At 43.8% G+C, this 14,048-nt stretch carries 11 protein-coding genes; 1 reads left to right on the top strand and 10 read right to left on the bottom strand.

What is annotated here, in order from left to right:
* Positions 1 to 171: 171 nt before the first annotated feature.
* The 10 genes from rsmB to ACUXV2_RS06780 all read right to left on the bottom strand — a co-directional run bounded on the left by rsmB (position 172) and on the right by ACUXV2_RS06780 (position 11,642).
* A complete protein-coding gene (gene rsmB, locus ACUXV2_RS06825) occupies positions 172 to 1,512 on the bottom strand; it encodes a 16S rRNA (cytosine(967)-C(5))-methyltransferase RsmB (protein ID WP_446246280.1) in 1,341 nt (446 codons plus the stop codon).
* A gap of 1 nt (position 1,513) precedes the next feature.
* Entirely contained in the window at positions 1,514 to 2,455 is a 942-nt protein-coding gene (fmt, locus tag ACUXV2_RS06820; protein WP_446246279.1) for a methionyl-tRNA formyltransferase, read from the bottom strand.
* Positions 2,452 to 2,937, bottom strand: a complete 486-nt coding sequence (def, locus tag ACUXV2_RS06815; RefSeq protein WP_446246278.1) for a peptide deformylase — start codon at positions 2,935 to 2,937, stop codon at positions 2,452 to 2,454. Before def ends, fmt begins: the two co-directional genes overlap by 4 nt.
* 26 nt (positions 2,938 to 2,963) lie before the next feature.
* A complete protein-coding gene (gene priA, locus ACUXV2_RS06810; protein ID WP_446246277.1) occupies positions 2,964 to 5,390 on the bottom strand; it encodes a primosomal protein N' in 2,427 nt (808 codons plus the stop codon).
* Positions 5,374 to 6,597: a bifunctional phosphopantothenoylcysteine decarboxylase/phosphopantothenate--cysteine ligase CoaBC gene (gene coaBC / locus ACUXV2_RS06805; protein WP_446246276.1), complete on the bottom strand. Its 1,224-nt coding sequence runs from the start codon at positions 6,595 to 6,597 to the stop codon at positions 5,374 to 5,376. Before coaBC ends, priA begins: the two co-directional genes overlap by 17 nt.
* A gap of 141 nt (positions 6,598 to 6,738) precedes the next feature.
* Positions 6,739 to 6,960: a DNA-directed RNA polymerase subunit omega gene (gene rpoZ / locus ACUXV2_RS06800; protein WP_071617929.1), complete on the bottom strand. Its 222-nt coding sequence runs from the start codon at positions 6,958 to 6,960 to the stop codon at positions 6,739 to 6,741.
* Positions 6,961 to 7,575: a guanylate kinase gene (gmk, locus tag ACUXV2_RS06795; protein WP_446246275.1), complete on the bottom strand. Its 615-nt coding sequence runs from the start codon at positions 7,573 to 7,575 to the stop codon at positions 6,961 to 6,963.
* Positions 7,576 to 7,848 carry an extracellular matrix/biofilm regulator RemA gene (gene remA / locus ACUXV2_RS06790; RefSeq protein WP_172248446.1) on the bottom strand — a complete coding sequence of 91 codons (273 nt, stop codon included), beginning with the start codon at positions 7,846 to 7,848 and terminating at the stop codon, positions 7,576 to 7,578. It lies immediately after the preceding gene.
* A 56-nt stretch (positions 7,849 to 7,904) separates the two neighbouring features.
* Positions 7,905 to 8,780, bottom strand: coding sequence for a YicC/YloC family endoribonuclease (locus tag ACUXV2_RS06785; protein WP_446247010.1), 876 nt, complete (start codon positions 8,778 to 8,780; stop codon positions 7,905 to 7,907).
* A 183-nt stretch (positions 8,781 to 8,963) separates the two neighbouring features.
* Positions 8,964 to 11,642, bottom strand: coding sequence for a cation-translocating P-type ATPase (locus ACUXV2_RS06780; protein ID WP_446246274.1), 2,679 nt, complete (start codon positions 11,640 to 11,642; stop codon positions 8,964 to 8,966).
* Between the two features lie 641 nt (positions 11,643 to 12,283).
* Between ACUXV2_RS06780 and ACUXV2_RS06775 the strand changes: the two genes are divergently transcribed.
* The gene (locus ACUXV2_RS06775; RefSeq protein WP_446246273.1) at positions 12,284 to 13,987 is read left to right on the top strand and encodes an Rqc2 family fibronectin-binding protein; all 1,704 of its coding nucleotides are present in this window, start codon (positions 12,284 to 12,286) and stop codon (positions 13,985 to 13,987) included.
* Positions 13,988 to 14,048: the final 61 nt, after the last annotated feature.

Below are 14,048 nucleotides of genomic sequence, written 5' to 3'. Positions count from 1 at the left end.
ATCCAGAGTGAAACAGCAGCGTCACAAGCATGGATGGAACAAAACAATATAACTATCTTCATATAAGAGTTATGCTGTTCTTCTTGTTACATCTACGACTTAAATCGAGCATTTTCCTGCTTGCAAAGTACAAAATCATTCAAATTACGATATTTTCCATATGGAAACGGATCATGAACCCTTTTTGATGAAGCAGGAAATGAAAAATCCGTCTCCGCCAAAATCCTGTGGAAACACTTGCAGTTCATTTCCTTCGATAAACGGATGGACCGCTTCGGGAAGGTTTTTCAAATGATATTCATTAAATTCAGGGTGGTAACTTAGGAATGAACGCACTGTCCCTTCATTTTCATTCTTATCTACTGTGCAGGTACTGTATACTAAAATTCCGTCTTTTTTAAGCAGTGGTGCTACTGCTGACAATATGTCGAGCTGTATTTTTTGAAGAGAATGAAGATCAGCTTCTTTTTTCGCGTATTTGATATCCGGTTTTCTCCTGAGAACACCCAATCCCGAACACGGAGCGTCGACGAGTATACGATCGAAGCTTTCATTTTCGAACTTCTCACCGGCTTTCCTGCTGTCCAGAGTGGAGGTGAAAATATTTGAAAGGCCCAAGCGGGAAGCATTTTCATCAATCAGCTTGACTTTGTGCTTGTGCAAATCCAATGCATGTACCTCTCCCGTTCCTCCAAGCAGTTCAGCAATATGAGTCGTTTTACCGCCAGGGGCCGCACATGCATCCAAGACTTTCATGTTCTTTTCCAATTCAAGGGCATGTGCAACCAGCATGGAGCTCTCATCCTGAATGGTTAATTCACCGTTCCGGTAAGCGTCCGTCTTCACCAGGTTCCCCCGCAGGGTTTGAATAGCTTCTCCTGTAACAGGACTAGGTGTCACTTCTACACCAATACCGCTTAAGTTATGTATCAGTTCCTCCCTTGTCAGCTTAGTCGTATTCACACGGGCCGTTTGTTTCGGAGCCACCAGGTTCATCTCACACATCTCGCGGGTTTTCTCCAGCCCGAACTGCTCTTCCCAGCGCTTTACGAGCCAGAAAGGATGACTGGTTTCAATGGAAACTCTTTCGATGGGATCTTTTATTTCGGCAAGGTCAGGGACCCCTTTTCTCTGAATGGAACGAAGTACACCATTCACCAGGCCTGAGATTCCTTTATGCCCTCTTTTTTTAGCTATTTCCACCGCTTCATGTAATACGGCCCTGTCTGGAATCCGGTCAAGATAGACAATTTGATAAAGAGATAATCTTAACAAGTGCCGTACCCAGCCCTCCAGCTTTCCCTTGATGAATGGAGCAAGAAAATAGTCCAGTGTCAGTTTCCTCTGTATGGTCCCATAGGTGAGCTCGGTCAAGAGGCCTATGTCCTTGGAGGGAAGCTCATTCTTTTCAATCACCGAATTCAACAATAGATTGCTATAAGATTGGTTTTTTTCGACTGCTTCAATGACGTCCAGTGCAGCTTCCCTCACGCTTTTCTTATATTTACTCATATTAATCTCCTAACTTCATTCCTTCTTCTAAATGTGCGCCTGCTCCCCGGAGGTAATCCACTGCACTCATTCTTTTCTTTCCAGAAGGCTGCATGTCTGTTATCTTAATTGCTGTTTCGTTTCCAGTGGATACGACAAACCCGTCCTTATGCAACGCAATGATTTCCCCTGGGGTTGAAGAAGTACCGTTCACTTTTTCTCCCCACCAAACCTTCATCACTGTCCCATCCAACGTGGTGTATGCAACAGGCCAAGGGTGCATCCCCCTGATATGGTTATAGATTTCCTCGCCCGATTTCGTCCAATCGATCTTTTCTTGTTCTCTCTTGATATTTCTGGCGAAAGTCGCTTTGGAGTCATCTTGTTTTTTTGGTGTAAGTTTTCCGGATAATAAGTCAGGCAATGTGTCTATCAACAGTTTAGAGCCCGCAGCACTCAATTTGTCATGCAGTGTGCCAACATGATCTTTGTCTTCGATTTCCACTTCAACCTGGCTGATCATATCCCCTGCATCCAATTTTTCTACCATATACATGATGGTTACCCCTGTTTTCTTCTTTCCTTGAATAATGGAGTAGTGAATCGGGGCTCCCCCTCTAAGTTCGGGAAGCAAGGATGCATGAACATTAATGCAGCCGTGTTTTGGTGCTTCCAGTAATTCATTCGGGAGGATTTGCCCAAACGCAGCAGTGACGATAAGGTCCGGGTTCAGTGCCAGTATTTCATCCAAGTCCTCTTGGTTTCTGATTTTCTCCGGCTGATACACCGGGATTCCGTGCTTCATGGCCTCCGCTTTAACAGGAGGCGGAGTCATTACACGCTTTCTCCCTACAGGCCTGTCCGGCTGTGTAACCACCGCAATCACTTCGTATTCAGCATTTAATAAAGACTGTAATACCGGTACTGAAAAATCCGGTGTTCCCATAAAAACGATCTTTGTCATTCAACTTCATACCCTTCTAATTCTTCTTCACTAATGTATTTTTCTATTTTCGATGTAAAAAGAATGCCATGTAAATGATCTATTTCATGCTGTATTGCACGCGCCAAAAAATCCTTGGCTTGAAATTCTATGATTTTCCCTTTTCTGTTAAACGTACGCACTTTAATAGAGGATGGTCTCGATATTTCCCCATACAAACCGGGAAAACTAAGGCAGCCCTCAAGGTCTGTCTGGGTTCCATCACTCTCTATGATTTCAGGATTGATCAGTTCAATCGTACCGCTGTCATCCCCAATATCGACGATGGCAACTTGCAGGTCTACTCCTACTTGAGGTGCTGCCAAGCCCACTCCGTCTGCTTCAATCATCGTGTCATACATATTGTTCAAAAGCTTTTTCAGTTTCTTATCAAATGCAGTTACCTTTTCACAATCTTTTTCCAAGATCGGATTTGGATGCATTACAATTGGAAGTATCGCCATATATATCCTCGACTTTCTATAGTACTTTACATCATCATATAAGGGTTCACATCAATGGAGATGGATAACCCCCCCGATGCATGTTGCTGTTGAAATTGATCCAGCACCGTTTTTAGTGTTGCTGAAAGATTCGGTTCCCGCTTGTATTTTATCAAACATTGGTAACGATATCTATTTTTTATCCGGGGTATCGGAGAAGCAGCAGGTCCGAGAATGACAGTGGTGTCCGACAGGCGTGAACGTACAAAACCAGCCAGTTTCTCCGCGATGCCGACAACTTTCATGAGATCTTCATGACTAAGGGTGATCAATGTTATGAAATAAAATGGCGGATAAGCACCCATTTTCCTCATCATCATCTCCTGCATATAAAAGCGGTCATAATCGTGCTCCGACGCTAATTCGATTGAATAGTGTTCAGGGGTATAGGTTTGAATGACTACCTCCCCCGGCAGGGTGTGCCTTCCAGCACGTCCGCTCACCTGGGTCAACAGCTGAAAGGTCTTTTCTGCCGCCCGAAAATCCGGTAAGTGCAGCATCGTATCGGCACTTAATACGCCCACGAGTGTGATATTCGGAAAATCGAGACCTTTGGCGATCATTTGAGTGCCAAGCAAAATATCCGCTTTACCTTCCCCGAATGCTGTCAGTAGTTTTTCATGCGACCCCTTCCTGCTGGTGGTATCCACATCCATCCGGATGATTCGTGCACCTGGCAGAAGTTTATTCAGCTCCTCTTCCACCTTCTGGGTTCCGGTTCCAAAATAGCGGATATGCTCACTGGTACATTCAGGGCATGTATGTGGTACACCTTCTTCATAACCGCAATAATGGCATTTCATTCCATTGGAAAAGCGGTGGTACGTTAGTGAAATATCGCAATGAGGGCATTGCACGACGAAACCGCAATCGCGGCACATGATAAAAGATGAGTGGCCTCTCCTGTTTAAAAAAAGGACAGTCTGTTCACCCTTCTCCAGTCTGTTTTGCAGCTTGTCAAAGAGTTCTTGGGAGAACATCGAACGGTTCCCGCCTCTTAATTCTTCCCTCATATCTACGATGGATACTTTCGGAAGGTCTCCGTCATTCATCCTTTTATTTAACGTCAACAGTTGGTAGACCCCTTTTGAAGCCCGGGCGAATGACTCCAAAGAAGGAGTGGCGCTCCCCAGTATGACTGGGCACTGGTGGGTTTCGGCCCTGTGGACAGCTACATCCCTTGCATGGTATCGTGGATTTTCCTCTTGTTTATAGCTTGTCTCATGTTCTTCATCGATGATGATGATCCCGATATTTTCAAATGGGGCAAAAATGGCTGACCTTGCTCCCACGACCACTTTCACTTCTTTCCGTTGGATTTTTCTCCATTCGTCGTACTTTTCCCCTACCGATAACCCGCTGTGCAGCACAGCTACGTCATCTCCAAACCTCCCTTTGAAGCGATGCACCATTTGCGGTGTCAGGGAAATTTCAGGTACCAGGACAATCGCTTCTTTCCCCTTTTCTAACACCCGTTGGATCGATTGGAGATATATTTCGGTTTTTCCGCTGCCAGTCACTCCATATAAGAGAAACGTCTGATGAAGGGATCGATCTATTTTATCCATTATTGGCTTAATGGCTTCAGCTTGCTGCTCTGTCAAATGCAATGGTGAAGTCCTTTCAAACTTCCTGTTTTCAAAAGGATCACGGTATACCTCTTCATCTCTTTCAATCAGGAGTCCTTTTTTAACCAATGCTCTAATTGTAGAAGCTGTCGTTTCGGCTCCTTCAATGATTTCATTAAGAAGCAGACCGCCTCCCGACCGGGCGGAATGGCTGATATATTCCATGACCACCTTTTGTTTGTTCGCTTGAGGCGGGAGGCTTTCGAGTAACTCTTCAAGCTGATCTTCCGGGAAGTTTGGAAGGATTTTCTTGACTGTCTTTTTCTTCCCTTTGGCCTTGACTTTATATATGACGTCAACGAAACCTTTTTTGACCTGCTTCTGAATAAGCGGAAGACAGCCTCCCTCCTCGACCGACTTCCAGGAAACCTCGCTGCCTTTTATGAAAAAGCGGCTTAAGGACTCTGGTATGTCTTCCATTTGGGTCGTTTCTTCCAAACGAAAAAACTTCTCATATTTCGCTTTCATCGCTGCGGGCAGCATGGCTTGGAATGCTGATATTTTAAAGCACAAGGTTTTATCAGTCAGCCAGTCACCCAATGATAAAAGTTCTTCGTTCAGCACCGGGACTAAATCCATGGGCTCAGAGATAGCCTTTAACTTTGTAACTTCCCCTTTTTCTTTAAGCTCAATGACAAAACCCTGGATTTTCCTTGGACCAAAGGGCACCACCACCCTCATACCGGGTGAAATACTCCCCATCCATTCATCAGGAACAAGATAGTCATACACACGGTCTGTCTGCATTGCGGGAACATCCACGATGACACTAGCTACGTTCTTCATGTTTAGCCCTCATTTGCTTTATTGCTTCTTTGAAAATTTCCTTTGCAGCTTCCTGTTTAGTAAGCAGTGGCAAATGGCGCACAGCATCACCTGTGATAATGGATACTTTGTTCGTATCCGTACCAAAACCTGAACCTGATTCCTTCACGTTGTTCGCTATAATCATATCGGCATTTTTTTTATGAAGCTTTGCTTTTGCGTATTCCTCGACTTTCGTCGTTTCTGCAGCAAATCCGATTAAAAATTGTCCGTCTTTCTGTTCACCCAGACTTTTGAGGATGTCCCTGGTCCGTTCAAATTCAAGTACCAGATTACCGTCCTTTTTCTTTAATTTTTCATCCAGGACTTCTTTTGGGCGATAGTCTGCGACTGCAGCACTTTTCACAACAATATCTGCTGCATTGAACACTGAGTGTACCGCATTATACATCTCTTCTGCAGAATTCACCTCTACAACATGTGCGCCTGCAGGCGGGGATAAATTTGTTGGACCTGAGATCAATGTCACATCGGCCCCAAGGTCTATAGCGGCCTTTGCTAAAGCATATCCCATTTTACCGGTGGAACGGTTCGAGAAGAATCGGACAGGATCCACCATTTCTCTTGTTGGCCCTGCTGTAATGACAATCCGTTTACCTTTGAGTAGAGACTGTTCGTTCATTGCCTGTGTAAAGTGGTCGTGTATGATTTCTACGATTTTCTCAGGCTCCTCCAGTCTCCCTTTCCCAACATAACCGCAAGCTAAGTATCCTTCACTCGGTTCGATGAAGCGGCATCCGTCATCAAACAACGTTTGAATATTTCTCTGGACTGCAGGATGATCATACATATGTACATTCATCGCAGGGGCAACCCATACAGGAGCATTTGTCGCCAGCAGGGTTGTCGAAATCATATCATCCGCAATGCCATTCGCAAGCTTTCCTATTATATTTGCAGTGGCAGGCGCCACCAGAATGAGATCCGGCCAATCAGCCAAGTCGATATGTGCTATTTTAGAAGAATCCTTTTCGTCAAACGTATCCCAATAGACATCCTGTCTTGAAAGGGCCTGGAACGTAAGTGGTGCTACAAATTTCCGGGCAGATTCCGTCATGATGACTTTCACTTCCGCTCCGCTTTGCACGAGCTTACTTGTCAGAGCTGCAGCTTTATATACGGCTATTCCACCTGATACACATAATAGGATTTTTTTCCCCTGATTCATCGATCTTTCCCCCAGTACCTTTATACTTCCTTTTATTATGAAGGAATTTGAACTAAAAAGAAAATAGGGCTGTCCCATAAAGATTAATTAAAATCTCCTGGGTCAACCCTCTGATTTTTTCATAAAGTTGAAATGCTTTTTTTACTCATCAGAGTAAACAGCTTTTTCGTCTCTTTCTTTCATGGATAATTGACCTGCATGTATTTCTTCAAGCGCTTTTCCTACGAATTTCTGTGAAGAATACTTATCCAGACGGAAATCTCCAGTATCCTGAAGATTCCTTGCACGCTTTGCAGCGACACTTACTAAAGAATATTTAGAATCAATCTTTTTCATCAATGAGTCAATGGATGGGTATAACATCTATTCAACCTCCAGCATTTTAATATATCGTTGTTGGACTCTTTCTCTTTTGCAATGCTCAGCCTGCACGATCGAGTTGATTTTTTCTACAGCATTTTCGATCTTGTCATTCTCCACGATGTAATCGTAAAGATTCATCATTTCGATTTCTTTTCTGGCAGTGTTCAACCTTCCTTGAATGACTTCGTCTGTTTCAGTCCCTCTCGTCACAAGACGGTTCTGAAGTTCTGAAAGGCTAGGTGGTGCCAGGAAAATAAATAATCCTTCCGGGAATTTATCACGTACCTGCTGTGCACCCTGAACTTCAATTTCCAGGAAGACATCTTTGCCGTTATTGATCGTTTCACGGACATAGTCGACCGGAGTACCGTAATAGTTACCTACAAATTCAGCATACTCGAGCAGCTTCCCCTGATCGATCAATGCTTCGAATTCTTCTCTTGATTTAAAGAAATAGTCAATCCCATCTACTTCTCCCTCCCGCGGCTTACGGGTCGTCATCGAAATGGAATATTCAAATTTCGTATCTTCTTGGGAAAAAATCGCTTTACGCACTGTTCCTTTTCCAACTCCGGATGGACCAGAAAGTACGATCAGCAATCCTTTTTCATTCATTTATTTACCCTGCCCTTCTTCTTGCAAATCCTCTTTATCGGTTAAGCGGTGAGCAACGGTTTCGGGTTGAACAGCTGATAAAATCACATGGTCACTATCTGTAATGATTACAGCCCGCGTTCTTCTTCCGTATGTAGCATCCACTAAAGTACCCCGGTCCCTTGCATCTTGAATCAGTCGCTTGATCGGCGCAGATTCAGGACTGACAATTGAGATAATCCGGTTGGCTGATACAATATTTCCAAATCCTATATTGATGAGCTTAATAGACATGACGCTCCTCCTAATCAATAGCTTAGTTTCTCCGTATTCCGGCTAAACTAAACTTGTTATTCAACATTTTGTACTTGTTCCCGCAGCTTTTCAAGAGTAGATTTCAACTCTACCACCAAAGCCGTAATGTTTGAATCATTGGCTTTTGAACCAATGGTATTTACTTCCCGGTTCATCTCCTGGATCAAAAAATCAAGCTTTCGGCCAACAGGTTCACTCAGATTCAAAGTAGAATGATAATAATGGAGATGGCTCTTCAAGCGGGTCAACTCTTCCGTTATATCCGATTTATCTGCCATGATGGCAACCTCATTCAATAGCCGGGTATCATCGATTGCCCCTTCACTATACTCCATCATTTTCTTTTTTAATTTTTCCCTGTATTCATTGACGACGTGCGGTGCAAAACTGCTTAACTCGGAAACTTTTTGTTCAAAATGATTCAGATGGGTCAGGAAATCCTCTTTCAGTGCCTCTCCTTCCTTCACCCTCATCTCCTTCAATTCCTTGGCTGCCAGGATTACAGCATCAAGTACCAATCGTTCGAGTTCTTCATTTTCTTCTTCCATTTCTTCAATCGTGATGAACTCTTCTCTTGATAATAAGTGATTTAACTCAACTTCCCCCTTCAATGAGAAGCGATCTTTTACATCATGTACTAACTGATAATAATCTCGAATGAGCTTCCAGTCAATATGCAGGTTTCTATGAACGAGTCCTTCTCCGGCAATGGTAATGAAAACATCCACTTTCCCTCTTTTAATAAATTCAGAGACCTGCTTTTTTATTTTTTCTTCAACCTTCATCAACTGCCGCGGCAGTCTGATTGTACATTCATGAAATCGATGATTCACCGATTTCATTTCGACTGTTATTGTATGTAGTCCAGAATCCAGTTTGCTTCTTCCAAAGCCTGTCATGCTGACAACCATTACGATCACTTCCAATCCTTATGTGTATTAGTGTATGTAATGTTGTTCGTATATGTATAAAAGCCCCCAGCTATCATAGCGATTGCTGGCATCGGGAAATCTCCGAAGATGGACAGTCGGAATATATGAAAAAAGGTAATAGAGGACGAAACTCTATTACCTTTTGGATTATACCACAATTAACTATTTTTTTCTTGCAAAAAATGACCCGGCCAGCAAAAAGGTAGGAACAGAGCTCAGACCGATGATCAACATCCAATCCTTTACCTCTATCGGTACCGTATGGAAGATAGGTTGAAGGGACGGAATATAAATCACCAGAAGCATCAGGACAAGCGACGATATGACGGCCCAGACCAAATACATATTCCCGAACGGGTTCCTTGAAAATACCGAAACTTCACTCCGGCAGTCGAACACATGAATCAATTGAGCCATTACCAACGTGGCAAAGGCTACGGTCTGTGCGTAAGCAAGGTGGTCAGGGTGAGCTTTGTATGCCAGGATGAAAGCGAGCAATGTGACCAATCCGATCAAGAATCCCCTTGACACAACTTTCCACCCTAACCCTCTGGCAAATACACCTTCATTCATATTCCTCGGCTTTCTCTTCATCACATCATCTTCGGGCTTATCAAGTCCGAGTGCCATGGCAGGAAGCCCATCTGTGACCAGATTGACCCAAAGGATTTGAATGGGAACAAGCGGAAGCGGTAATGCCAGCAGCATCGCAAATAACATAACCAGGATTTCCCCAACATTTGACGCAAGCAGATACCTGAGGAATTTACGGATGTTTTCATATATATTACGGCCTTCCTGAATGGCAGATTTAATTGTTGCAAAATTATCATCGAGAAGGACCAGCGAAGAAGATTCCTTCGCAACATCGGTACCTGTAATACCCATTGCCACTCCGATATCGGCTGATTTGATTGCCGGGGCATCATTTACCCCGTCACCTGTCATTGCGACAACGTGACCCCTGTTTTGTAATGCCTTGACGATCTTTAATTTATGCTCAGGCGAAACCCGGGCAAATACAGAGACATCTTCAACCACTTCCTGAAGTTCTTCTACATCCATTTCATTCAACGCTTTTCCGTCAAGCACTTTGTCATTGCGTTTTAAAATCCCTAATTGACTAGCGATGGCTTTTGCGGTTAAGAGATGATCTCCGGTGATCATCACCGTTTTGATGCCTGCAGCCTTACACTCCCTGACAGCTTGTTTCACTTCGGGCCTTGGGGGATCGATCATTCCTTGAAGTCCGATGAATGTGATTCCTTCTTCCACGTCTTTTTCACTCAAAGATTCAGCCTTGACTCCATTTAATGGTTTATAGGCAATCGCAATATTCCTCAGTGCATTCGATGACATTTCACTGATTGCAGCCTCAACCCGATGAGCCAATTCACCTGTTTTGAACTGCAGCTTATCCTCCCACAGGATGGACTCACTATTGCCTACCAGCACGTCAGGTGCGCCTTTGGTTACCGAAAATTGTTTGCCATTCTGATCGACTACGATGACGCTCATCATTTTCCTGGTTGAATCGAACGGAAACTCTTTTACAATCTTAAACTTTTGTAATAAGGCTTCCCGATTCAATCCTGCCTTTATCCCTGCCACCAAAAGAGCCCCTTCAGTAGGATCACCATCTACTGCGAAGGTGTCTTCTCTCGTAACCAGCTCGGCATGATTGCACAGCATCCCAAACGTCAGCAATTGATTAAGCGCTTTTTGATTATGTGGTGAGACCCTTTCTTCCCCACTGTAAAATTGACCGTCTGGATCATATCCGGTACCCGTTACGGCCCAGTTCCTGCCCCCGCTCCAAAGATGAGTGACGGTCATCTTATTCTGAGTGAGTGTGCCGGTCTTATCTGAACAGATGACTGAGGCGCATCCCAATGTTTCTACAGCCGGCAATTTCCTTACAATCGCCTTCTTCTTTATCATTCTCTGTACGCCTAGTGAAAGAGCGACTGTCACGATGGCCGGAAGCCCTTCAGGAATGGCTGCTACAGCCAGTGACACCCCCGCCAGGAACATAGTGTAGATATCATGCCCTTGGATCACACCTACACCTACTACCAATGCTGTAAGGATCAAGGCTACCGTAATCAGGATTTTACCTAACTCTTCCAGTCTTCTTTGTAAAGGTGTGATCATCGATTCCGCTTTCTGAAGCATGTCAGCAATCTGCCCCATCGCGGTCTTCATTCCAATCGCTGTTACGACACCGATACCGTTCCCTCTTGTGACCATTGTTCCCATGAAAGCCATATTTTCTAAATCTCCAAGACTGATATGATCACCCGTGACTGGAGAGGTGGACTTCGTGACAGGTACGGATTCACCGGTCAACGCTGATTCTTCAATTTCTAAATTATTGGTCTCAATCAAGCGGACATCCGCTCCTATGCGGTCACCGCTTCCAAAGCGCATGATATCTCCTACAATCACTTCCTTGGAAAGGATTTTGACCCAGCTTCCTTCTCTAAGTACTGACACCTGTGGAGCTGACAGCTCTTTTAGTGCCTGAAGCGACCTTTCAGCTTTCCTTTCCTGGAAGAAACCCAGAAATCCATTAATAAGAACGATTGCAATAATGGCAATCGCATCAATATATTCTCCCAGCAGTCCCGATATAAGGGTGGCTGCGAGCAAAACCAACACCATGAAGTCTTTAAATTGGCTGAAGAACAATAATAAATTTGATTGTTTCTCTGCTTCTTCCAGCTGATTGTAGCCGAATTGTTTCCTTCTCTTAGACACATCTTCTTCTGATAGCCCATTGTTATAATCGGTGTTTAATGACTTTTCTATATCTTCCTGTCTCATCTCATGATATTTCATTCAACCAATTCACTCTCCTCCTACAATAACGAAAAGTTGTTCTTCTCTTAGCATTCTTATTCAGACTCGTCCTAAAAAATGATATGATTTAGATATGAATTTTAGGCTTGGTTGAATTAATCGTTATTGTTTCTAAAGAATGCATCAGTGCTGATCACCGCTGTTGGTTTCCGTGCGAAACTTCGCTTTCCGCGGGTGACCCGTGAGCCTCCTCGGCTATCGCCTCCGGGGTCTCACATTGGTCACTTCTCCCGCAGGAGTCTTCGTCTCGCACTCCAACCAACAGCTGGAGACGGTAAGATATTAAGAAAGAGCTAAACTTGGTGCAAAGCTGGTAAGTAATATAAAATTAGAAGCAATAATTAAAAATACAAATGGTTGATCCTCTCTATTGAAAAATACAGAGTGGATTGGAGCGGAAGGCACTTGACTCCGACGGGAATTAGAGGAAAAGTCGAGACCCCGCAGGCGGAACGCCGAGGAGGCTCGACTTCCTCCCCGCGGAAAGCAAGTGCCTGCAGCGGAAAGAAACGGACAGTGTTTTTTCTTGAAGTTCGATATTAAACAGCTGTAAATCAAGAAAATTAATAAGATACTTAAGAGAAAATATAAAATAAGTTATTTTGAAGAGGATGTTGGTTATGTCATTTGATGGATTGTTTACTAGAGCTATGACGTTGGAGTTGAAGGATGAGGTACTGAATGGGAGGATCAATAAGATTCACCAGCCGTATAAGAATGAAATCATCTTGATCGTAAGGGCGAATGGTAAGAATCATAAGCTTCTTTTATCCGCCCACCCGAGTTATTCAAGAGTTCAGATTACGAAAGAAGATTACGAGAACCCGGCAGTCCCTCCTATGTTCTGCATGCTTCTCCGCAAGCATTTGGAAGGATACATCATTGAAGATATCAGACAATCGGATCTGGACCGGATGATTGTCTTTGAAGTTAAAGGAAGAAATGAGATAGGTGACGTTTCTTATAAGCAGCTGATCATAGAAGTGATGGGAAGACACAGCAATATCATATTGGTCGATAAAGAAAGAAACATGATCCTGGACAGCATAAAGCATATCTCTCCAAGCATGAATACTCACCGTACCTTATTACCGGGGCATGAGTATGTCATGCCGCCTCAGCAGGACAAGGGAAATCCCCTGGAAGCAACGGCTGAAGATGTGCTGAGGGCACTTGACTTCAATGCAGGGAAACTGGATAAACAAATCGTCCAATCATTCGCCGGGATCTCTCCGTTGTTCGCCAAAGAAGTCATCCACCATGCCGGTCTGGGTAAACAGGCTGCAATCGCTCAGTCCTTCCTTGATTTAATAGGGAAATCCAAGGAAAATCAAGTGTCTCCAACGCTCATAATCGGGGAGAAAGAAGTATTCTACTGGACGGCCCTTGAACATGTGGAAGGGGAACAGCTCTCCTTTTCTTCATTAAGTGAATTACTTGATCGATTCTTTCATCAAAAAGCTGCCAGGGACCGTGTTAAGCAGCAAGGAAATGACCTGGAGCGGTTTATCCGGAATGAACGGGATAAGAACGTAAACAAAATTGAAAAATTGAAACAGACATTGAAAGATGCCGAGCAGGCTGACCGCTATCAGCTATTGGGAGAACTCCTTACTTCAAACCTTTATGCTGTGGAAAGAGGAATGACTGAAGTCAGCGTAGTGAATTATTATGACGAGGATGGCGGCAGCATCACCATCCCGCTTAATCCACAGAAATCGCCTTCTGAAAATGCTCAGCTTTATTTCTCCCGCTATCAAAAAGCCAAGAATGCGATTGAAATCGTTAACGAGCAAATCAAAAAAGCAGAGGATGAGATCATTTATCTGGAGCGGTTAATGCAGCAGCTGGAATCAGCATCAACCAAGGATGTTGAAGAAATCCGTGAAGAATTAGAAGAAGAAGGCTATCTTAGAGCCCGTAAACAGTCGAAAAAGAAGAAAGCAAATGTGAAGCCTGTACTCGAAAAATATATTTCAAGCGACGGCACACAAATCTTAGTCGGTAAAAATAATAAACAAAATGACTATTTAACGAATAAAGCCGCCGGCAAGGATGACATCTGGCTGCATACAAAAGATATACCAGGTTCACATGTTGTCATCAAAAGTACTGAACCTTCCGAACAAACAATCAAGGAAGCGGCAAATATCGCTGCCTATTTCAGCAAAGCAAGGGAGTCTGGTTCGGTTCCTGTCGATTTCACCGCCGTCAAACAGGTTAAGAAGCCAAAAGGGGCAAAACCTGGCTTTGTCATTTATGAAGGTCAGCAAACAGTGTATGTCACACCAGACCTGGACTTGGTGCGTTCACTCAAAGATTGATGCAAAAAGCGCTTTTACCACAGCCTTCGGTAAAAGCGCTTTTTTTGTTTCGCGTCGTCAT

This window comes from Rossellomorea sp. NS-SX7, assembly GCF_052828565.1.
The sequence above is the reverse complement of the archived record's forward strand: the minus strand, read 5'-3'. Positions and strand labels throughout refer to the sequence as shown.